General features: G+C 42.9%; 13 protein-coding genes. 6 read left to right on the top strand and 7 right to left on the bottom strand.

Going from position 1 to position 23325, the window contains the following annotated elements; genetic code table 11:
* The first annotated feature begins 38 nt into the window (after nt 1-38).
* Nucleotides 39-1607, top strand: a complete 1569-nt coding sequence (locus CZ794_RS05340) for an exonuclease SbcCD subunit D C-terminal domain-containing protein (protein WP_087040691.1) — start codon at nt 39-41, stop codon at nt 1605-1607.
* An 85-nt stretch (nt 1608-1692) separates the two neighbouring features.
* Nucleotides 1693-5553, top strand: coding sequence for an AAA family ATPase (locus CZ794_RS05335; RefSeq protein ID WP_087040628.1), 3861 nt, complete (start codon nt 1693-1695; stop codon nt 5551-5553).
* A gap of 108 nt (nt 5554-5661) precedes the next feature.
* Here CZ794_RS05335 and CZ794_RS05330 read toward each other — a convergent pair whose 3' ends face one another.
* Nucleotides 5662-10497, bottom strand: a complete 4836-nt coding sequence (locus CZ794_RS05330; protein ID WP_087040627.1) for an NAD-glutamate dehydrogenase — start codon at nt 10495-10497, stop codon at nt 5662-5664.
* A 476-nt stretch (nt 10498-10973) separates the two neighbouring features.
* Here CZ794_RS05330 and purD point away from each other — a divergent pair, with 476 nt between their 5' ends.
* Nucleotides 10974-12296, top strand: coding sequence for a phosphoribosylamine--glycine ligase (gene purD, locus CZ794_RS05325; protein WP_087040690.1), 1323 nt, complete (start codon nt 10974-10976; stop codon nt 12294-12296).
* Nucleotides 12297-12697: 401 nt separating this feature from the next.
* The gene (locus CZ794_RS05320; RefSeq protein ID WP_087040626.1) at nt 12698-14092 is read left to right on the top strand and encodes an AarF/ABC1/UbiB kinase family protein; all 1395 of its coding nucleotides are present in this window, start codon (nt 12698-12700) and stop codon (nt 14090-14092) included.
* Between the two features lie 137 nt (nt 14093-14229).
* Here the strand turns inward: CZ794_RS05320 and CZ794_RS05315 are convergent, their stop codons facing one another.
* Nucleotides 14230-14907 (bottom strand): DUF938 domain-containing protein, encoded by a 678-nt coding sequence (locus CZ794_RS05315; RefSeq protein WP_087040625.1) that lies wholly within the window; start codon nt 14905-14907, stop codon nt 14230-14232.
* Between the two features lie 199 nt (nt 14908-15106).
* Between CZ794_RS05315 and CZ794_RS05310 the strand changes: the two genes are divergently transcribed.
* The gene (locus CZ794_RS05310) at nt 15107-15298 is read left to right on the top strand and encodes a DNA gyrase inhibitor YacG (RefSeq protein ID WP_087040624.1); all 192 of its coding nucleotides are present in this window, start codon (nt 15107-15109) and stop codon (nt 15296-15298) included.
* A 41-nt stretch (nt 15299-15339) separates the two neighbouring features.
* Nucleotides 15340-16521 (top strand): aspartate aminotransferase family protein, encoded by a 1182-nt coding sequence (locus tag CZ794_RS05305; protein WP_087040623.1) that lies wholly within the window; start codon nt 15340-15342, stop codon nt 16519-16521.
* Nucleotides 16522-16621: 100 nt separating this feature from the next.
* Here CZ794_RS05305 and CZ794_RS05300 read toward each other — a convergent pair whose 3' ends face one another.
* The 5 genes from CZ794_RS05300 to prfA form a co-directional block, all read right to left on the bottom strand.
* On the bottom strand, nt 16622-17521 hold the full coding sequence (locus CZ794_RS05300) for a LysR family transcriptional regulator (protein WP_087040622.1): 900 nt from the start codon (nt 17519-17521) through the stop codon (nt 16622-16624).
* A 234-nt stretch (nt 17522-17755) separates the two neighbouring features.
* Nucleotides 17756-19789, bottom strand: coding sequence for a DNA polymerase III subunit gamma/tau (dnaX, locus tag CZ794_RS05295; protein ID WP_087040621.1), 2034 nt, complete (start codon nt 19787-19789; stop codon nt 17756-17758).
* Nucleotides 19790-19963: 174 nt separating this feature from the next.
* A complete protein-coding gene (gene lysS, locus CZ794_RS05290) occupies nt 19964-21505 on the bottom strand; it encodes a lysine--tRNA ligase (RefSeq protein ID WP_087040620.1) in 1542 nt (513 codons plus the stop codon).
* Between the two features lie 66 nt (nt 21506-21571).
* The gene (locus tag CZ794_RS05285) at nt 21572-21961 is read right to left on the bottom strand and encodes a hypothetical protein (RefSeq protein WP_087040619.1); all 390 of its coding nucleotides are present in this window, start codon (nt 21959-21961) and stop codon (nt 21572-21574) included.
* A 77-nt stretch (nt 21962-22038) separates the two neighbouring features.
* On the bottom strand, nt 22039-23127 hold the full coding sequence (prfA, locus tag CZ794_RS05280) for a peptide chain release factor 1 (RefSeq protein ID WP_087040618.1): 1089 nt from the start codon (nt 23125-23127) through the stop codon (nt 22039-22041).
* Nucleotides 23128-23325: the final 198 nt, after the last annotated feature.

The following is a 23325-nucleotide window of genomic DNA, read 5'->3' as shown; positions in this document are numbered from 1 at the left end:
CAAATTCGACTATGCCCACACCTGTTGCTCCTGCATACATGCTGACCAAACCTTTAAAAATCTTACACACCTCCGATTGGCATTTGGGGCGACGTCTATATGGGCGGCTGCGTTATGAAGAGTTTGAGTCTTTTTTGAATTGGCTATACGGCACCATTACTGTCCAACAAGTAGATGTCTTGATTGTTGCAGGTGACATCTTTGATACCATGACGCCAAGCAATAAAGCTCAGGCGCTGTATTATGAGTTTTTGGGCAAAGTCTCAAAGTCATGCTGTCAGCATGTGGTCATTGTGGCTGGTAATCATGATTCGCCAACCTTCCTAGATGCGCCAAGTAATATATTAAAGTTCTTAAACGTGCACGTTATCGGTACGGCTTGTGACAACTTGGACGATGAAGTATTGGTTTTGACTGATCAGGACGATGCCCCGCATTGCATCATTGCCGCTGTACCCTACTTGCGCGATCGCGATGTGCGTAGCAGTAGCGCTGGCGAGTCTGCGGACAGTAAAGATGCCAATGTTATCAAAGGTATCTGTGCACACTATGATACAGTCGCAAATATTGCCAAAGCCAAACAGGCTCAACTAATCAAAGTACACAAGCGCCACATTCCTATCATTGCTACAGGTCATTTATTCGCAGCGGGCGGAAAAACAACCGACGATGATGGCGTACGTGAGCTATATGTCGGCTCACTCGGCAAGATCTCTGCCGATATGTTCGATGAGGGTTTTGATTATGTGGCGCTTGGGCATTTGCATGTGCCGCAGCGAGTCGGTGGTCGCGAGACGATTCGCTATTCAGGCTCTCCTATCGCCATGGGCTTTGGTGAGGCAAAGCAGCAAAAACAAGTGCTGCTCATACAGTTTGGTGCTATCAATAATATTGATAATGAAAGCTTAGTATTAAACACTCTATCTGACAGCGTTGTTCCTCCGCCATCTAATACGGTTACTGAGGTTAAAAAATCAGTAGAAAAAACTACTAAGAAAGTAGCCATTCAAGCCACTGCCTATATGGATGACTTATTTGGTTTTGAGGTGCCAATAGAACAAGATACGGTAGCAGAGCATGATACGAAAATCCATTCTAGCGACGATTATGAGCAAAAACATGACCACGACATCCGTCAAATACCTTCTAAAGTAGCGGCTCAGAATGTGCCCCAAGATGACGCCATGCAGATGCAAATCACCTCGCTACCAATTCCAAAGTTCCAAAAATTGGCGCAAGTTTCGGGTGATTTAGAAACCATCAATGTAAGGATTGATGAAGCTGTCAGTACCCTTGCCCATCAAGAATCGATCTGGTTAGAGATTGTTTATACAGGGGATGATATCGTCAGCGAGTTGCGCGAGCACATTCAAGCGATGGTAGAAGGTTTGCCATGCGAAGTGTTAAAGATAAAAAACACGCGTACCTACAATAAAGTACTCAATCAGCAGCAAACCTCCGAGACGCTACAAGATTTGGATGAAATGGAGGTGTTCGAGCGTTGCTTGACAGCTCATGATGTCTCTGACACGCAAAAACCAAGTTTGCGAGATGCTTATGAGCAAATACTTTATAGCCTTCGCCATGACGACAAACAGGCTGAATAAGCTGAGTTGTCCTTTATACCCTCTTTTTAATAAGAAATTTGCCCATCTTTTGTATTGTTTCTATTACCAATAATAAGACTCCTCCATGCGCCTCATTGAACTTAGACTCAAAAACCTCAACTCTTTAAAAGGCGAATGGCATATAGATTTCGCTGATACGGCTTTTACCAATGAAGGCATCTTTGCGATCACAGGCCAGACTGGTGCTGGCAAGACCACCATACTCGATGCGATTTGTCTGGCGCTGTATGGTGAGACACCAAGGATCAATAGTATCAGTAAAAGCAGTAACGAAGTGATGACACGGCAAACGGCTGAGTGCTTCGCTGAGGTGGTGATTGATTTAAATGGCAGCCTATACCGTTGCCGCTGGGGACAGCGACGTGCTTATAATAAAGCAGACGGTAACCTGCAAGACGCCACCCATGAAATTGCTAAAATATATAAGGATGAATCAAAAAAAGATGAGCTGCTAGAAAGTACTTTAAAGCACACCAAAAATAAGATTACTGAGCTGACGCGAATGGATTTTCAGCAGTTCACCCGCTCTATACTACTGGCTCAAGGCAGTTTTTCTGCATTTTTGAAGGCAAAAGCCGATGAACGTGCAGACATTTTAGAAAAAATTACGGGTACGGACATTTACGCCACCATCTCAGCACATGTCCATGATAAAAAACGCACTGAAGAAGACATGCTTCATAAGCTGCAATATGGTTTAGAGGGTTTAGCGCTTCTAGATACTGAAGAAGAAAACCAACTGAGAGCCGACTTACAATCACATCAAAATGTCCAAAGCGAGCAGCAGCAGGACATTCAAGACTTAAGCAATAAAATTCAATGGCTTGATAGCGTCACAGAGTCAAAAGAAAAACTACGCAGTTATCAACATAATCTTGCGCAGGCTCAGCAAATGCAGCAAGATTTTCTTGCTGATGCAAAGCGCCTAACCGCTGCTAACAAGGCGCTGGAGATTGATAGTCAGTTTGGCCAGCTTGTCTATAACCGTGACAATCTAAAACGTTTACAAAAGGAGCAGCAGCAAATAAGCGACGCAAAACCTCGGCAAGAACAGGATTTAGTGCAAGCAACTACGAACCTAGAGATCACACAAGTCCAAGTACAAACGGCAAGTAACGCATTACGAGATACTTTGCCAGATATTGCAAAGGCGCGCCAATTGGATACAGACATTGCGCAGAATCAGCATGCTTTAAAAGAAACTAAGCAAAGACAACAAGCCTTATCCATTAGTACCGAACATTTACGCCAAGAGATAGACGACCATAAAAAATCAGCAGAACAAAATAAAACTCAGTCAGCAGAAGTAGCGCGTTATCTCACAAATAATAGCGAACTTAACAACATTGAAAGCGATATTGGCAATTTTGAGCGTCATTGCAGTCGTTTAAAAGCACTGCTACAAGACAATGCTGATTTAATCATCAACAAAACCAGCCAGCAAAGCGATATAGACCAGCATCACAGCAGTCTTAAAACCTTTCATCAACATCAAGAGACACAAGTAATTGAAGAAAAAGCATTACAAGCTCAGATCACGGCATTACAACAAGAGCAAGCAGCTTTAACCGAAGTACAATCCCTGTCTGAAATGCGAGATGAGCAAGAACAGATTGATGACCTCAATCGTCAACTTGAACAAATAGGGTTAAAAGCAGATAAGCTGAATGAGATTAGTGCACAAACCAAAGGTATAAACACCGCACTACCAGTGTTACAAAACGAGCTGACCGAACTGGCTGATATTATTGATGATACTGAGTCCACTATCCACTCTGCTAAAGACAAGCGCCAAGACAAACAAAAGCAGTTGTATCTATTACAAAAAGTCGCCACCTTAGAAAACCATATTGCCGAACTAAAAGAGGGTCACCCCTGCCCGCTGTGTGGATCGCTTGAACATCCTTATGACGCAAACCACCCGCATGTTGTATCAGATACCGAAACGGATCAGATTCAGCAACATATAACAGAGCTGGACACCACCATATCTGATTTGGAAAACACCTTATCTGCGCATCGTATCAGTCAGGCGACCAAACAGCACCAACTTGAGCAGCAACAAGATCAGAAAAATCTGCTACAAGATCAAGCCCGCAAACTAGCAATTGATATCAAGCAGTCAGTTAGTTTAATGCTGGATAAAAACTACTCGCCTTTTATCGCGGCAACGATACAGATATTGCAGCCACTTGAGACACAGTTGGCTATACTGCCGTTGTTAGAGAGTACTAAGCATCAACTGGCCGAACGTAAAGTGTCTCTTAAAGACACTTTGTCCAACTATGAAACGCTTGCCGAGAAGCTTACTACCATACGTGATGACATAAGTGTATTAACGCAACAGAAGCATAAGCTGACAAGCCATCTTAATGAGATTGAAACGAATATTAAGGTGAAATCGGCAGGTATAGAGAATATTGACAACAGCATTCAGGACAATTTCTCCGAATTAACAACCCTTAAAGATGACATCGTACAGCTGTTAACGAAATATGCGGCTGGCACGTTTCAGACAGAAGCACTAACACAGATACGCGCCTCGCAGCACACATTACAAGCACTCACCGATAGTATAGATAACCATACCATATTGAACGACGTGGATTATCAAGCACATATCCATACCTTGCGTCAGCAGCGCGCTGCATTCATCACCATAAAAAATGAGTTCAACCACTATAAAGAAGCGCAGCAAACGCTGACGACAGCATTAGGTCGTCTAGAAATACAGATCGATACCAAACAAACTCAGTTGGATAAAAACCAACACGAGCTTGATCAGCTTATTCAACTCGTGACTGAAAAAACGCAGGTTTTTGAGCAGTTACAAAAAAACAGAGCCAGTGTGTTTGCTGATAAAGATCCTGACGCAGAAGAAAAGCGTTTACGTGAGGGGTTAGAACAAGCGCAAACCAAGAAAATCTCTGCCCAAAGACAATTGGATAATACGGAACACACACTCAATCAATTACTAAATAAACAAAAAAGCTTGTGCGAGCAAATTACTACGGTAACTGAAACACTCAGTACGCAAGAAACCATCTTTTTATCAGCGCTTGCTGCTTCTGACTTCGTTGACGAAGCTGATTTTACAGCAGCACGCCTACCCCTTGATGAGCGCAATGCACTTGGTCAACAACAGCAACACATCGACTATGCGCTAAAGCAGGCGCAAAACTCACTTGAAGAGACCCAAAAAACGCTCGCTGCTAAGCAGGCAAGTCCGCTGACAACCGAGGATAAGGAAATACTCGTTCAACGAAAAGTACAAGCACAAGACGAGTTTAATAAACGCATGGAGTTGGTTGGCGCTATCAGTCAACGACTAAAAGACAATGAGGATAAGAAGGATACCCAGCAAGCACAGATGGACGCCATCAACGCTCAAAAAGAGAAGTTGCAAGTGTGGCAGCAGCTACATAAATTAATTGGTTCATCCGACGGTAAAAAATATCGTACCTTTGCCCAAGGGCTAACCTTTGATCTTATGGTTCGCCATGCCAATACCCAATTACAAAAAATGAGTGATCGCTACTTGCTGATCCGCGATGAGGACAGCCCACTTGAATTAAACGTCATCGATAATTATCAAGGCGGTGAGATTCGTAGCACCAAAAACTTATCAGGCGGTGAAGGGTTTATTATTAGCTTGGCTCTTGCACTAGGTTTGTCACAAATGGCCAGTCAAAACATCCGTGTGGACTCGCTGTTTTTGGATGAAGGCTTTGGGACGTTGGATGAGGAATCACTAGATATTGCACTTGATACCCTCACAAGCTTACAGCAAGAAGGCAAATTAATTGGGGTGATCTCTCATGTACAGGCACTAAAAGAGCGTATTTTAACTCAGATTAAGGTTGAAAAACTCTCTGGCGGTTTTAGTCAAATAACGGGGCAAGGTTGCCGGCGAGTCGCCCGCTAAAATTTAGAACCGATCGTCTCTATTCTATTTGATAATCACCAGACAATAAAAAACCACCGTTAATGCTAACGGTGGTTTTTTTATGGAACGACTGTTTTAACTTTTTATTTATTTGCTGACTAGCCCGCTAATCTCGCTCATAAGTACAGAAAGCGTTGATAAACTGACTTTACTGTCTTCATTATTATCAAGCTTATTCATCTCTGACTCGATAGACGCCAAGCTATCTAAATGACGTGAGCGCCACTCCCCAAACGCCTGCTTGGCATCTGGTTTTGACAATACCGCATCCATCAATAAACGTAGGCTGCGTGTCAGCTCATTCACTAGTGCATGACGAGCACGGCGATCCCAATAACCTTGCTGCGGTAAATCAGCGATGTTATCCATCATCCAATCGAGTTGTAATACTTGATAGGCTTCGAAGTATAACGTGGCAATTTCATCAACAGGGCGACCATATTGTTCAGCCAAAAGTGCGGCATCTAATGCATCAACATGATATGGCAGCATGGCAAACAAGGTGGCATCGCTATTGGATAGATCATCTTGCATCAAGCTTGTGGTATCTTCTTCTAGGTACTGAGCAAATTGCTGCTCAATGAAGCCACCTGACTTGGTGAGTTTTTCCACGCTATTGCTAAAGCGGCTAATCATGTTTGTAACTTGCAAGTCTTGACCAAAGGCATTGATAAACCACACCACACCGCGTTCAAGCGCATCACGCAAACGCAGCTCAAGGGTGAGTAGCAACTTGGCATCCGCTTGATTGTCTAGATCTTCCAGCGTTTTCCAGGCTTTAGACACATTGAAGACATCACGAGTGATCGCATAACCACGGATAATGGTGGCCAGTGACTGATCTGTTTCCTCGTAAAGACGGAATAAGGCTTCAATACCCAAGCGGTTAACAACACTGTTGGTTAAGTAGGTACTGATAATCTCACGATGCAAGCGATGCTTCGTCATTTCATCGAAGAAGCGCTCTGCCAACTCATCAGGGAAGTACTTGCGTAGCTCATTGATGAAGTACGGGTCATCTGGCAAATCAGACAACAACAAGTTGTCATAAACCCACATTTTGCCATAAGCCATGATGACAGCCAATTCAGGATTGGTTAGGCCCGCATCTGTTTTTTGGCGTTTAGCAATCTCTTCATCCGATGGTAAATATTCAATGGCACGGTCCAGACGACCTTCACCCTCTAACATCTGAATAAAGCGTTGATGTTCGCTTAAGTTTGCTGATGCTTGAAGCTGACTGAGCTCAATTGCTTGCGGTTGCAAGTAGTTTTGGCGCAATACCAGCTCTGCCACGGTATCTGTCATACTCTCTAACAGCTCATTACGCTGCTTCAACGTCATATCACCTTGCTCAACCACTTTACCAAGTAAGATTTTGATATTGACTTCGTGATCCGAGCAGTTTACACCGCCTGAATTATCAATGGCATCGGTATAAATACGGCCACCCTTTTGCGCGTATTCGATACGCCCTTGCTGGGTAAAGCCTAGGTTACCGCCTTCACCAACGATGGCAGCACGTAGCTCGTTACCATTGATACGTAGCGCATCATTGGCACGGTCACCAACATCCGCATGCGTTTCATTGGCACTTTTAACATAAGTACCGATACCGCCATTCCAGATCAGATCTACAGGCGCTCGTAGTAACGCACTGATCAAATCATTGGGCGTTAGGCTGTCCTCACTGATGTCAAACACAGCTTTCATCTCTGGGCTAATAGCGATGGTTTTGTCTTGACGTGAGAATATACCACCGCCTTGACTGATTAATGATTGCTCATAATCTTCCCACGACGAGCGTGGTAGCTCAAATAGGCGGGCACGTTCGGCATAAGAAGCGGCGGTGTCTGGATTTGGATCAATAAAAATATGCAAGTGGTTAAATGCAGCAACCAATTTAGTATGGGTTGACAGTAGCATACCATTACCAAATACGTCGCCACTCATATCACCAATACCGATTACGGTAAAGTCATCACGGTTTTGAATGTCCATACCGCGCATACGGAAGTGACGCTTGACCGACTCCCACCCACCGCGGGCAGTGATACCCATTGCTTTATGGTCATAACCTACTGAACCACCAGACGCAAAGGCATCGTCCAGCCAAAAATTGTATTCAGCTGCCAAAGCATTAGCGATATCCGAGAAAGTCGCGGTGCCTTTATCCGCTGCAACTACTAAGTACGGATCATCTTCATCATGGCGCACGGTGTTGGCTGGCGCGACAATCTGCCCATCGACAATATTGTCTGTGATATCGAGCATACCGCGTAAAAACGTCTGATAGCAGGCAATACCTTCGGCTTGGAACGCTTCACGACCATCTGCCATGGTTTTGGTTTTAACAATGAAGCCGCCTTTTGACCCAACAGGTACAATGACAGCATTCTTAACCATCTGTGCTTTGACAAGACCCAGTACTTCGGTACGGAAATCTTCCATACGATCAGACCAACGCAAGCCACCGCGAGCGACTTTTCCGCCGCGTAGATGCACCGCTTCAACGCGTGGTGAGTAAACAAATATCTCAAACATTGGTTTAGGTAATGGCAAATTAGGAATGGCTGCTGCCAAAAACTTAAATGACAAGCGGTCTTTACGCTGACCATTGGTATCTGTTTGATAAAAGTTGGTACGAATCATTGCGTTGATTAAGTCTAAATACCAACGCAAAATACGATCTTCATCTAGGCTATCAACATCGGCAAGTGCGGCATTGATCTTTTCTTGAATCTGACTGGTTTTCTCTGCGCGTGCCTCTTCGCTATACTTAGGATTCATGCGTGCATCAAACAGGTTACTCAATGCCACACTAATGTCACTGTTTTTGACAACTGTTTGCTGAATATAAGTACTGGAGAATGGTGCGCGCGCTTGCATCATGTAGCGTGATAACGCACGTAGCAAGACCACATCATAAGTATCAAGATTGGTAATTAGTACCAACTCGTTAAACGAATCGCTTTCGACCTGTCCTGCCCAAATCTGCTTGAGACTGTCTTCAAATTGACCGCGTACCACTTGCATGTTGACGGTATCAACGTGCTCTAATGTCAACTCGTACTCTTGCATCCAAATTGGCTGCTCTGGTAAATCAAACTCATAAGTCTGTGCTGAAATAACGGACACACCGAAGTTTTCAAGCATTGGTAGTACTTTTGATAAAATGACAGGCTGCTCACGACCATACAACTTTAGATGTAACTGGTTGCTTGCGTCGCCCGTTGACTGGTACAGATGCCAGATCATGGGTTGTTCTGCTGTCAATCCTGCCAAGCGCTTAGTGTCTTCAACGGCAGTACGAGCATCAAAACGCTCTTGATAAGCGGCTGGTATGTAGTTTAAGAAGCGACGGTTTAACGCATTGGCTTGCTGCTCGCCCACGTTATCAAGCAGCACTTTTTGATAGCTGTCACTCCACGACTGCATCAACGCAGATAGCTTGGCTTCAAGCACCTCATTATCCACATTCTTTACTTCACCTGGTACGGTACGAACGTGTACATGGACACGAGCGTGGGTAGATTCAGTGAACTCAGTGGTAAAGCCCGAGGAGGTTCCACCATAAGCGTCTTTTAAGACGTTTTGTACTTTGATGCGCAGCTCAGTGTTGAACTTATCACGTGGGATGTAGACCAAGCAGGAGACAAAACGCTGATAATGGTCAACGCGGCTAAATAAGCGCAGGCTCTTTTTGTCTTGCAACTGGCTGATACCAGACACGATCGGATATAGCTCTTCAACGCTGGCTTGAAACAAATCATCACGTGGCAAGGTATTGATAACGTGCATCAGCTTATGATGAGCATGTCCATCACGTGGCAATTCTGCCATGGCCATAATTTGATTGGCTTTTTCACGCAATAATGGGATTTGCTGTACGGTAAGTTGATACGCTTGTGACGTCAACAAACCCACAAAGCGATATTCGCCGACCAGTTTGCCATTGTCATCAAACTTATGAATACCCAAAAAGTCCATATAAACAGAACGATGGATGGGAGAGACACGGCTTGATTTAGACAACATCAAAACACGTGGCTCAGTTAGGAGCTGCTTTAATACTTTAGGCAGTTGGCTAAAGCTTTCTGATAGCTTGTCCTCTTCAGCGCCGCGCAGCAATCCAAGACCGCTATTGCCTATCGCGAATAAATCCAATTCACTAGGTTCTGCATTGACTTCAATCGCTTGCCCACCTTCTAAGCGGTACTCACGATACCCTAAGAATATGAAATGATCGTCCAAGATCCAATCTAAAAATGCTTGTATCTCTTGCTGCGAATAAAAAACTTCTGGCAACGGTTTGTTGGCCAGCTCCTCTTTAATATTCATTAGCTGCGAACGCATTTGCTTCCAATCGCCGACGACAGTATCCAAAGTATCAATTTTGGTCAACAACATATGCTGTAGCGCCGCCAAATCTTTGTTATCTTGATAAGCGATTTCACAATGAATCAATGACAGATGAGAGGTAGCACTTTCGTGTGCGCCTTCAACGTGAGTGATTTGCCCATCTTCATCGCGCTGTACGCTGACAATAATATTGTAAGTACGATGAACGTCGATGCCTTCTGCTTCAAGGCTCATTAAGATAGTGTCGACTAAGAAAGGTCTATCATAAGCCACAATTTGGATAACTGTGTGTGAGCTATGAAAATGCTGCTCTTCTGCTTTTGGATTGATTACAGTCAGTTGTGGTTTACTGCCGTCATAGGCTTTGAGTAGCGTAAAATGATGCAGTGCCATACCGGCCAAATCAGCATTACTAACAGTCTTCGCTGCCTCTTGATGCAACGGCTGATAATAACTATGAACAAAATGGTCGAATAATGATTTGTCTTTTTGTACATAACTGGTAGCAATATCGCTTATTTGGCTGATGCGCTCTTTTGCGATACTGAGAGAGTTTGGCATGTCCTTCGTCCTTTTTTACAGGTTTGGTTTAGCATTTATTTATCTGGTTTATTAATCTGTACTGACTACTATTGCCATAAGAATATAAGCACTATTCTTTATGAAGCGCAGTAGTATATCCATTTCCGCAGCATATTCTATTTTTTCTTAATTTTTTTGGTCTTTCTCCTCTTTTTGCTCTTATATTTTGAGAATATATGGCAGCTCGGATTTAGTACTATTAATCTAGTGAAGTTTAACGTACCTAGGCCATTAGCTAAAGGGTACAACATCATTTCATGAATCAGCAACATTCCAATAACATTTACTCATGGGATAGGAGGTTGACTTATCGATGTTTCATGCTGGCAAGTGGATACTCATGGTAATTGTTGCAGGTTTTTTGTTAGAATATACCGACGTATTTAAGAGTGTGTGACTCACTCACTATTAACTTTGATGCTAAATTAACTTTGCTGCTAAGGGTAGAATGTATGATGAATATTTTGGTGATTGGTTCAGGTGGTCGTGAACACGCACTAGCATGGCAATGTGCCAAAGACCAGAACGTAGAAAATATCTACGTGGCGCCTGGTAATGCAGGTACTGCGCTTGAACCTAAATGCCAAAACGTTGTATTAGCAGCTACTGACGCTAATGATCATAGTGCTGTCATAGAGTTTTGCCAAAATAATGCAATTGATATGGTCATTGTTGGACCAGAAGCACCTTTGGTCACAGGGATTGTCGATGCTTGCCGTGAAGCAGGTATCAAAGCTTGGGGGCCGACAGCATACTGTGCTCAGCTAGAAGGATCAAAAACCTTTGCCAAAGAGTTTATGGAAAAGAACAACATTCCTACCGCGGCCTATCAAGCGTTTACTGATGCTACCGCTGCCAAAACGTACATTGATGAGCAAGGTGCACCAATCGTTATCAAAGCGGATGGACTGGCAGCGGGTAAAGGCGTCATCGTCGCAGAAACAATTGCACAAGCTTATGAAGCCATCGATGATATGCTTGCAGACAATAAGTTTGGTGATGCTGGCAGCCGTGTGGTTATCGAGCAGTTTTTACAAGGTGAAGAAGCCAGCTTTATTTGTATGATCGACGGTGATAACATTTTACCAATGGCAACCAGCCAAGATCATAAACGTGCCTTTGAGGGGGATACAGGACCGAACACAGGCGGCATGGGTGCTTACTCTCCTGCACCAGTCGTGACTCAAGACGTGCATGACAAGGTTATGAAACAAGTTATCCAACCTGTCGTTGATGCAATGAAAAATGCAGGCCATCCTTACACTGGGTTTTTGTATGCTGGTCTCATGATTGATCAGTCAGGCGATCCTTATGTTATCGAATTCAACTGCCGTTTTGGGGATCCAGAAACACAGCCAATCTTAATGCGTCTACAATCTTCGATGGTAGATTTGGTCGCACAAGGGTTAGATGGTCAATTACCGAATGAAGCAAAATGGGATACACGCCCTGCCCTAGGTATCGTTATTGCCTCAAAAGGCTACCCTGAAACATCATCAAAGGGTGATGTGATTGCTGGCTTGCCAGAGCTCAACGCCGAAGATAACAATGATGTTAAAGTATTCCACGCTGGCACCGCATTTTCTAATAGTGATGAAGCTACTACTGAGAAAGAAGTATTGACCAATGGCGGACGTGTACTCTGCGTGACGGCCTTAGCTGATACCATTTCTGATGCCCAACAAGCTGCATTAGCAGTCACAGGCGCAATCAGCTTTGATGGTGCACAATATCGTCGTGATATTGGTCATCATGCCATTGCTCGTGAAAATGCTTAAAATCTGAGGATCAAGTAAACTGAGTTAATCTCTGTTTTGCTCAATTGAATCATTCTGATATCCAAAAAATAAGACCTGGCTGAGTGCTAGGTCTTATTTTTTGATGTCGCTATATGTATCTAACTCACTTATTACTCTTGCCTTATCTTTTTTGTGGGATCTAGTGCGATCACAGGGTACAGATAAGACAATATACTTTATCGATTCTTCCATTCATTCTTGTTTATGTACTTATGTCTATAAAGCTCTTGTAGCTTACAAACTAACTGCCAGCACCTTACTAAGGCTCATCAAATACACGGGCTTTCTATGATACAATTTCGTATCTGTGCATCACATCTCCCTTGTATTGTAGGTTTCGAACCCGCACATCAATACCAACTGGATGAATGATTATATTTATGTCAAATGATACGTCTAAACCTTTTAGCAACAAGCAATCAATCGATAACTTAAAAACCTCAGGATTTGAGCGTCGAATGTCGATTGCCAAAACTTCCTTGAATATTGGTCGTCGATGGGCGGGTAATAGTGTGTCTGGTATGTTTTTAAATAAAGAAGCCCGTACAGCGCGCAACCAAGCGTTTATGGAAGCACAGGCGAACTATCTGGCGACTGAACTCGGTAAGTTAAAAGGCTCTGTTGTTAAAATAGGCCAAATGCTTGCCATTTATGGAGAACACATTTTACCGCCTGAAATCACGCGTGCACTACAAACGCTAAATGATGATACAGCGACCCTATCATGGCCAACGATTGAACTTACGTTACGTGATTTATTGGGCGATAGATTGAACGAGCTTGATATCGATCCTATACCGATTGGCACTGCATCCCTCGCCCAAGTCCATCGTGCTACTGTCATTGCTACAGGCGAACAGATCGTACTAAAAATCCAGTATCCTGGTGTGGCAGATGCTATCAATTCCGACCTTGCTTTATTCAAACGACTGTTAAAGGTGAGCAATATTGTCCCGCAGACTCGCTCGCTAGATGCTTGGTTTGAAGAAATACGTGATTTATTACATCATGAAGTGGATTATGAAGCAGAAGCGGTAACGACTGAGCGTTTCTATGATCGTCTAAGTAATGATCCACGCTACGTTGTTCCCAAAATTAATCGCGAATATTCAAAAAAGCGCTTGTTGTGCATGTCTTATGAACCTGGTGTGTCTGTGGTATCTGAAGTTTTGCAACAGTTGTCACATGAGCGTCGTAGTGCTATTGGTCAGGCCGCCATAGAAATTATGATGCAAGAAATCTTTGTGTGGGGAGAGATGCAAACTGATCCAAATTTTGGTAATTATTTGGTTCGGGTCAGTGAAAATGAAGAAGAGGTTGATAAATTAGTATTATTAGATTTTGGTGCTATCCGTCAGTTTGATGAGAATTTATTAACTATTGCTCACGGATTATTAAAGGCTGGTTATCATCATGATCATCATGCCATGGTATTAGCAATGACAGGGTATGATTTCTTTGACAGTATGAGTAATAAGGTACGCTCTGATGTCGCATCCTTATTTCTATTAGCGACAGAACCTTTTAGCAACCCTGCAACCAATCCTGATATTCCTAGTGACCGCTTAGATGAAAGGGGGCGTTATATTTGGGCGAATAGCAAACTTCACTCTCGTCTGTCCACTGCTGCTACGCGTGCCATGCAATCTTTTGAATTTAATTTACCACCAAAAGAGTTTATGTTTATTAGTCGTAAGTTTATAGGTGCTTACACTCTTTTAACGGTGTTAAATTCTTATACTGACTCGAATAAATTGGTTAGACCTTATCTATAGGCTTATTTAATGGTGATTTTTGGACCGCCTTTTTGTGGCGGTTTTTGTTTGTTTATTTTTATTTACTTAGGCTATTTTATGTATTTATCTTGGATTAAATTTCAGTAGCTTCACCCTAGTTCTTCTATTTGCTTAGGCTATTTTTTAGTACAGTCGTAGCTAATATGCCAGTTATCAAATCTGGTCTTATAACCTTGTGGCTTATGAATGCTGAGCTCCCAGCAAGTTTCACCCCTTGCTAAATACTTAACTTCAAAATGTGTGCGCTGGCTATCGATTGGTACCTGATAACGCGTATTGGGTAAACACCAAACCTCAGTGGCTCGCTGCTCAGCATTGTCCATGTATGACTCGATATTGGTCACTAGCACCACTTCCCCATCATCTTGTAAACGTGACAATAAGAACTCAAAAAAAGGCATGTTTAACCACTGTTGGTTGGGATTATGCTGTTCAGGATTGGGATATAGAATAAAAATCTTGGCCACACTACTAGGTGCGATAGCATGAACAATCCAAGCAATCGCATCAGCATGTATGGCATTGAGATTAGAAGTATTCTGTAGGTCTGCCAATTTAGCAAAGGCATCAAATTTATTACGCGTGCGCTCAATCGCAATCAAGTGCTTATTAGGATTTTTTGATACAAAGCTTAGAGCGTGCTTCCCCTTCCCTGCACCAATCTCTAAAAGCAGAGGCAGATTGTCTTTATTGTTTGTAATGATATTTGGAATAATAAAATTGCGCGGTGGTGAGAGCTTTTCTGGTTGAAATACACGTGATTGGCGATGCGTAAGCTCGATATTGTCAGTCATCTACTGTCCTTAAAGTATTTGTCTTTTGCCATTATTCGGTCGCATGCTATTATATAGCCAATCCAACTGAATAGTAATATAACGACGGTGTGTATCCATCTATCAGTGTGATCTATACTAGGATAGGCAGTATTTATTACTATTATTTATCAATGGCTTTACGCATATCTCCAACCTCAAGGATATCTTCTCTCTTATTATGTCTGACTCTACTGCTAATACTTCCCCTAAGACCTACCCCTGCCCACGTTGTGGCACTCAAACGGCATGGCAAGACAATAAATATAAGCCATTTTGTAGCAGTCAATGCAAACTTATTGATTTGGGCGCTTGGGCAAATGAAGACTATACTTTACCTGCTGAAACGACGCCTTTTTCTGACGAATTATAACCAGTATTTTTAACCACTCTATTACTTCAAGGATGTTTTATATGCCTGCAACTTACCTGATGCCCACTTATAACCGTCAACCAATCAGCTTTACTCGCGGTTCAGGCAGTTGGCTATATACCAAAGATGATACCCCTTATCTAGATGCGCTGACAGGCATTGCCGTATGTGGGTTGGGGCATTGCCATCCACAGGTGACTGACGCTATCCAACAGCAAGCTGCTACCCTAGTACATACTAGCAACTTATTTGGGATTGATTGGCAAGAACGCGCAGGCGAGATTCTATGTACTGCGGCTCAAATGGACAGCGTCTTCTTTGCCAACAGCGGCGCTGAAGCAAACGAGGCTGCATTAAAACTTGCTCGTTTATATGCACACAAGCAAGGTTTTAAACGTCCTAAAGTCATCGTTATGGAGCAGTCGTTCCACGGTCGTACATTATTGTCATTATCAGCGACTGCTAACCCAAAAGCGCGTGAGGGTTTTTATACGTTAGATGAAGACTTTATTCGTGTGCCATTTGGAGACATCAATGCGATTAAACAAGCAGCCCAAGATCATGATGACATTTGTGCCCTATTTGTAGAGCCAATTCAAGGGGAAGGTGGTCTTAATACAGCGGCTAATGGTTTCGCTTATCTTGAAGAGTTGCAAGCAGAATGCGAAGCAAATAATTGGTTATTCATGCTTGATGAGGTTCAAACGGGCAATGGGCGTACTGGTAAGTACTTTGCCTATCAGCACAGCAATGCTCGCCCCGATGTATTAACCACAGCTAAGGGCTTGGGTAACGGCTTCCCAGTTGGTGCGTGTATGGTACGTGGACGTGCTAACGGCCTATTCGGTGCTGGTAGTCATGGATCTACTTATGGTGGTACGCCACTGGCAAGTCGCGTTGTACACAGCGTCTATGATGTACTAGCAAATAGTGACATCATGGAAAATGCTGTCAAAGAAGGGTTGTTCATTCGAGAGACTGTGGTTGATGCATTGGGCCAACATGGTGTGAGTAGTCGCGGTGCTGGCATGATGATAGGTATTGCGATGCCAGACAATATGGACTGTAGCCAATTGGTGGATCGAGCGCGTGACGAGCAAAAAATGATTATTAACGTCACTGGCGGTCATGTCATACGTTTATTACCACCGCTCAATATGAACCGTGACGAAAGCACACAGGTAGCTGAACGTTTAATTAAACTGTTAACGCCAAGTTTTTAAAGACTTATCAATTTCTATGTTAAAAAAATCCTATAGATATCCACTATCTATAGGATTTTTTGACGTTTTTAGAATGATTAGTAATCACTCTGATGTCGATTTAATTTGCATGGAAATACTTTTTTAATACTTCTAAACAACGAGTAATTTTGGCAGGTTGCTGGTCACGGTTTAAGGTGACTGCATAGAGTACAAAGCTTGGCAATTGATAACCAGTCAACACTTCGACAAGCTCTCCGCTTTCCAATTCCTTCTTAATATCCATCTCCATCATTCTAACCAAGCCATGACCTTCTTTGGCCAATGTGGTTGCCATGAAGACGTTATTTGTATAAATGCGTGAATTCATTTTTGTACGGGTTTTTTTGCCAGTTTCTGTTTGAATCAGATCGATTTGATTGGCATCTTTCATGATTTCAATACAAATCAGTTGATGATCGGCCAAATCTTTTGGGGTTTGTAGTTTAGTGTTTTGACGAAGATATTGTGGAGAAGCTACCAGCATCTGACGAACATCAGTCAGTGGATGACTGCTTAGCGTCGAGTCATTGATTGTAGGACTCATACGAATAGCAATGTCAATGCGCTCATCAATCATATCGATATAATGATTATCTGCCAGATAAGTGATGCTCAGATCATCATGTGCAGCCATCCATGTAGATAGAGCAGGCAAAATGTGATTAACACCAAGTTCAGGCGTAGTGGCGACGCGTAAGCTACCTGCTAACTCATCACGTAACTGATTGACTTTAATTCTACCTTGTTCAGCCGCACTGACCACATCTTTTGCCGCTTCGTAAAAGCTCTCACCCGCTTCTGTTAAACTCAGTTTACGAGTTGAGCGATGCAACAATATCACACCCAGCTCATTTTCTAATGAACGGATCTGTTGACTGACCGCACTTGTCGTAATACCTAGCTCACGAGCTGAGCCACTAAAAGAACCATGTCCAACCACACTGGCGAACACAGCCATACCGCGTAAATTATCTAACATATTCTCACCTGAGCTGTATCTTAATTTTTAATATAACTTAACCATTATAACGAATTTTAATTTTTCTTACTGTTATAAAATACGCTACTTTTATTTAAACAGCTTTATTTACACTTAATAAAAACAGAAATATCAAGGCGATAGACTAACATCACCTTGATATTTTATATCATAACTGTTTCTAATAGCTTTATATACTTTTTAAATATTTTTAATAGGACGTTTTTAGACTGTTTAATACAACTGAACTTTACCCATTTTCCCTTCACCGCGCTCAGTCAAATACTGCATGACCGGCGTATTAAGCAGTTTTGATTCTGCCACTGTTTTGGCTTGCACCAAACGTTTCTGTTGGCGTCGTTCAGGCGTTTTGTCCTCAGCATGCATGATGGTGCCATCAATTTGTAAATCAATCTCTAATTGGGGAAATTGTTGCTGTAACTTTTGCGCTAACTGCTGAAAAGTCGCTTGTAAATGCCTACTATCGACACTCGTTAAAAAAGTTGCCTTACCATTACATAACCCTGCTATTACGCCTTGACGAGCCAACGCCAACTCATCTTGAGCTAGGATTTCAGTTTCACGAGCCGTTTGTAACCAGTAATCCCATTTTTCGGGTGTCCACGCGCCTGTCAGATCCTGAGGTGGGCAGCGCAGCAAAGTACGAGGATCATCAGGCTGCATGGCTATTTGAGAATCAGCAACTGGTTCAGGCTCAACAATTGGTTCAGGCTCAACAATTAGTTCAGGTTCAGCAATTAGTTCAGGCTCAACAATTAGTTCAGGTTCAGCAATTAGTTCAGGCTCAGCAATGGGCTCAGGCTCAGCAATTGGCTCAGGCTCAGCAATTGGTTCAGGTTCAGCAATTGGTTCAGGCTCAGCAATCGGTTCAGGTTCAACAATTGGTTCAGGCTCAGCAATCGGTTCAGGTTCAACAATTGGTTCAGGCTCAGCAATTGGCTCAGGTGCACTGCCATTAGCTGACCATTCACTATCATCATAGACGATATCTTTTGCTACATTGTTATCTTGCGCTTGATAATCAACCTCATAAGACTGCAAAGGCGGTACAGATGCCAGTTGTGGAGGCTGCATAGATTTACTGTTTTCTATTGCAGATGCTTTTGGTGCTGCGTCAACATTATCGTAAGTATTTTTCAATACTTCATCTACTGGCAATGGTCGAAACGCCAGTAATCGCAAAATGCACATCTCAAGCGCTTGCATAGGCGTACTAGCAAGTTTGACGCCTTCACGTGCCTGCACAACAATCTCATAGTACAGTTGCAGTACATCTGGGCTAATATGTTGCGCAAGCGCATTGATATCTTGTGCCTGTGCTTCGTTTACATTTAGAGCAACTTCAGGTAATAACTGCGTTAATGCCAATTGATGTAGCAGCTCAGCAAGCCCATCAAACATACTGGTAGCATCAACCATCTGTGCTCGCATCTGTTCAATATGCGCGGCAACGGCAGACTTATTGTGATTATAAATATCGGTAATCAGACTGACCAAATCAGCGGCATCGATGAGACCTAGCATCGCATTAACAGTCGCATCATCTAGTGACCCTTGGCCAAAAGCAATGGCCTGATCTGTTAATGACAAGGCATCACGTACTGACCCTTTGGCTGCACTCGCGAGTTGCCAAAGTGCTGGTTGAGTATAATTTACATGCTCTTGAGTCAGAATATTTGCCAGATGCTCGCTAAGCAGCGTTTGCGGCAATGGACGCAACACGAACTGCAAACAGCGCGAGATAATCGTAATTGGTAGTTTTTGTGGATCAGTCGTTGCGAGCAAAAACTTCACATGCTCGGGCGGCTCTTCTAATGTTTTGAGCAATGCATTAAAGCTGTGCGTCGATAGCATATGCACTTCATCAATGAGATAAACCTTATAACGCCCTTGGCTTGGCGCGTAAGGCACATTGTCTAATAGTTCGCGCGTGTCTTCGACTTTGGTACGAGAAGCGGCATCAATCTCAATAAGATCAATAAAACGACCTTGATCAATAGCTACACAGTTATCACACACACCGCAAGGGGTGCTAGTAATACCCATATCGCAATTCAAACATTTAGATAAAATACGCGCAATCGTCGTCTTACCCACTCCACGTGTACCAGTGAATAAATAGGCATGATGCAGACGATTGTAATCAATTGCATTGATCAATGCTTGCGATACATGTGTTTGCCCAATCAACTCATGAAAGTTTTTGGGACGGTATTTGCGCGCTAAAACTTGATATTGCTGCGACATATCTATCCATTGTGCCAAGTGGTTAATGTTCTTGTTTTAAATATAATTTTGAATACTCATTATAGCAAAAAGCCAGCGCATTCGTCTGGCTTCTTACTGGTTCAATAACGGCTCATCAGGTATTTAATAGCTGATCTTCATTAAAAAAATAGCTACCATTAATTAACTTTACGGCTAATCAACTTTGCGGCGCATGTGTGGGAATAAAATCACATCACGAATACTAGCAGAGTCCGTCAATAGCATTACTAAGCGATCAATACCAATACCTTCGCCTGCCGTTGGCGGTAAGCCATAAGACAATGCTTCGATATATTCTTCATCAAAATGCATGGCTTCATCGTCGCCTGCATCTTTTTCAGCAACCTGACCACGGAAACGCTCTGCCTGATCAGCTGGGTCATTAAGCTCACTAAAGCCATTTGCCAACTCACGACCACCAATGAACAACTCAAAACGATCCGTAATCTCAGGATTCTCATCGTTACGGCGTGCCAGTGGTGAGGTTTCTGCTGGATACTGTGTGATAAAAGTTGGCTGACGCAATTGATGTTCAGCCGTTTCTTCAAAGATAATCGTTTGCAATTTGCCTACACCAAAACCTTCTTTTACTTGCTGCTTCAAAACCGTTGAGGTATATTCAGCAAGGTACTCACGGTCATTGATTCGTGTCATGTCAAAGTTTTCTGCATACTTTGCAATGGCATCTGGCATAGAAAGACGCTCAAAAGGTGCTTTTAAACTGATGGCTTCTTCTTGATACGTAATCTCAGTCGTGCCTAAGATATCTACTGCCAAATTATTAAATAAGCGTTCTGTCAAATCCATTAAGTCGTTGTGATCAGCATAAGCCTGATAAAACTCAATCATCGTAAATTCAGGATTATGACGAGTGGATACACCTTCGTTACGGAAACTGCGATTGATCTCAAACACTCGCTCAAAACCGCCAACAACCAAACGTTTTAAGTACAGCTCAGGAGCGATACGTAAGTAAAGCGGCATATCTAACGCGTTATGATGTGTTACAAACGGACGCGCCACTGCACCACCTGGAATAGGATGCATCATTGGCGTTTCTACTTCCATGAAGCGCTCATTTAGCATGAATTTACGAATACCGCTAATGACCTGACTGCGAATCATAAAAGTATCGCGAGTTGTCTCATTGGTCATTAAATCAAGGTGACGATTGCGATAACGGGCTTCTACATCTGCTAAACCATGAAATTTGTTTGGCATCGGGCGCAATGACTTGGTCAACAGCTCAAGCGTTTCGATATGTACATACAAGTCGCCTTTTCCTGAGCGACCGATATAACCTGATACTCCAACGATATCGCCCAAATCTAGCGACTTAATGGTCGCCAATATCTCTGGATCTAATTCTTTACGTGCAACGTATAGCTGGATACGGCTGGTCATGTCCTGAATAACAATAAATGCGCCGCGATTAAGCATGACACGGCCTGCCACATTGACCTGTGTTTTTTCACCATTAGCAGCTTTTTCTTCGATCTCTTGCTTCGAGACGCCATCAAAAGCTGTTTGTAGGTCTTTTGCATAATCAGTACGCTTGAACGTATTTGGATACGGCTGTTTACCAGAAGCTGTGATGTCGTCTAATTTGGCTTGTAGTTGCGCAATCAACTCGTTAGCGTCTTCTACTGCTGGGGCTTGATCTTGGTTCTGATTTTGATTGTTGGACTTTGACATAACGCTCTCAAATTTTGATAAGTTAAGTTTTATAGTTAGAAAATTATAGGATTAATCAACACACAATTAATCAACACACAAAGTGCCTTTAGAAACGCCGCCTTCGATAATCTGACGGCAACCAAAGGGGCTGTCAGTAGCGGCACAGGTTCCAGTCAGGTTTGATGTGCCTGCCGCAATATCTGTATCTGAGCTCAAGCAGCTTCCTTGACACTCAGAACTATCACTACAAGATTTTCCTGCATCTGAAAAATTCATGACACATCTATACATCTGTAGTCTGCCCTGCTGGGTATATGTACCACCTTTAGCAAGGCATTCTTTTGCAAGGTTTTCAGGGCTTTTTGACGAATTGTTAGTACTGTTTTGCTCAGCAGTCACTGCTGGTGTCTGACAGGCAGAGACAAAAATTAGAGCAAACAAACCCATAAAATATAAAGCTATACGATTATTCATAATAATTCTCACCTATAAGATATGGATCTGTTTATATAAAATTAAATGTTATCAATTTGTCTTTTATTAAAACGCTACTAATCGCCGCCAATACTGGCCATTAAATCTGCCTGATGCTCGCGCAACAGTGCATCAAGAATCTCGTCTAAGTCGCCTTCCATAATTGAATCAAGTTTGTATAACGTTAAGTTAATTCGATGATCTGTCATACGTCCTTGCGGAAAATTATAAGTACGAATACGCTCTGAGCGATCCCCACTGCCAACTAAATCACGACGTATAGAGTCTGCCACATCGACCTGCGCCTGTACTTTTGCTTGTTGGATTTTAGAGACCAGCATCTTCATCGCATGCGCACGGTTTTTGTGCTGGCTACGCTCTTGTTGACACTCTACCACGGTACCGGTCGGAATATGTGTCAAACGTACCGCTGAGTCAGTGGTGTTGACGTGCTGACCACCTGCGCCACTTGAGCGAAATGTATCCATTTTAATATCGGCAGGATTGATATCAACCGTATCGTCGATCTCAACTTCCGGCATAACCGCGACGGTACAAGCTGACGTATGCACGCGGCCTTGGCTTTCAGTTTCGGGGACGCGTTGTACACGATGAGCACCCGATTCAAACTTTAAGCGACCATAAACGCTATTGCCAGATACACGAGTAATGATTTCTTTATAACCCCCGTGCTCACCTTCATTGGCCGACAATACTTCTACTGTCCAACCTTGCGTCTGTGCATATTTTTGGTACATGCGGAACAAATCACCAGAGAAAATAGCCGCTTCGTCACCACCTGTACCAGCACGAATCTCTAAAAACGCTGGCACTTTATCATTTGGGTCTTTCGGCAGCATCATGACATTGAGCGCTTCTTCCATGTCTATGATGGTTTCGCATGCGCTATCAATCTCTTCTTGCATCATCTCTTTCATATCAGGATCTGAGGCTTCTTTTAGCATAGCCTCGGCATCAGCCTGATCGGTTTCTGCACGCACATAGTTTTGCCATAAAGTAGTGATATCCATCAAGTCACTATGCTCAACAGATAGCTCACGAAATTTATTATTATCACTAATGATGCTAGGATCTGATAATAAGGCAGTGACCTCTTCATAACGGTCTACCATCTGGTCTAAACGCAGGCGTAAGGATTCTTTCATAAAAGGACTTTTAGTTAGATGAGAGGAATAAGACGGTGATTATAGCAAATTTTTTGGCATAAATTAAAACCTCTCAGAAATCTTGGTCTCATTCTAAGAAATCTTGTCGTAAGAGTGACAATACAGCATCACAAAAACTGAGAGCTTGACACTATTTTCGATCTAGTAATTTATAAAATACTAAGCGAAAAATAGGCA

This window comes from Psychrobacter sp. JB385, from assembly GCF_900163785.1.
In the GTDB taxonomy this organism is placed as follows: Bacteria; Pseudomonadota; Gammaproteobacteria; order Pseudomonadales; family Moraxellaceae; genus Psychrobacter.
The sequence above is the reverse complement of the archived record's forward strand: the minus strand, read 5'-3'. Positions and strand labels throughout refer to the sequence as shown.

Bases quoted from the DNA above. Each gene is read 5' to 3' on its own strand.
- prfA (WP_087040618.1), bottom strand. From the start codon at position 23,127: ATGAAAGAATCCTTACGCCTGCGTTTAGACCAGATGGTAGACCGTTAT.
- CZ794_RS05285 (WP_087040619.1), bottom strand. From the start codon at position 21,961: ATGAATAATCGTATAGCTTTATATTTTATGGGTTTGTTTGCTCTAATT.
- CZ794_RS05305 (WP_087040623.1), top strand. From the start codon at position 15,340: ATGCCTGCAACTTACCTGATGCCCACTTATAACCGTCAACCAATCAGC.
- CZ794_RS05320 (WP_087040626.1), top strand. From the start codon at position 12,698: ATGTCAAATGATACGTCTAAACCTTTTAGCAACAAGCAATCAATCGAT.
- dnaX (WP_087040621.1), bottom strand. From the start codon at position 19,789: ATGTCGCAGCAATATCAAGTTTTAGCGCGCAAATACCGTCCCAAAAAC.
- CZ794_RS05300 (WP_087040622.1), bottom strand. From the start codon at position 17,521: ATGTTAGATAATTTACGCGGTATGGCTGTGTTCGCCAGTGTGGTTGGA.
- CZ794_RS05335 (WP_087040628.1), top strand. From the start codon at position 1,693: ATGCGCCTCATTGAACTTAGACTCAAAAACCTCAACTCTTTAAAAGGC.
- CZ794_RS05315 (WP_087040625.1), bottom strand. From the start codon at position 14,907: ATGACTGACAATATCGAGCTTACGCATCGCCAATCACGTGTATTTCAA.
- lysS (WP_087040620.1), bottom strand. From the start codon at position 21,505: ATGTCAAAGTCCAACAATCAAAATCAGAACCAAGATCAAGCCCCAGCA.
- purD (WP_087040690.1), top strand. From the start codon at position 10,974: ATGAATATTTTGGTGATTGGTTCAGGTGGTCGTGAACACGCACTAGCA.
- CZ794_RS05340 (WP_087040691.1), top strand. From the start codon at position 39: ATGCTGACCAAACCTTTAAAAATCTTACACACCTCCGATTGGCATTTG.
- CZ794_RS05330 (WP_087040627.1), bottom strand. From the start codon at position 10,497: ATGCCAAACTCTCTCAGTATCGCAAAAGAGCGCATCAGCCAAATAAGC.
- CZ794_RS05310 (WP_087040624.1), top strand. From the start codon at position 15,107: ATGTCTGACTCTACTGCTAATACTTCCCCTAAGACCTACCCCTGCCCA.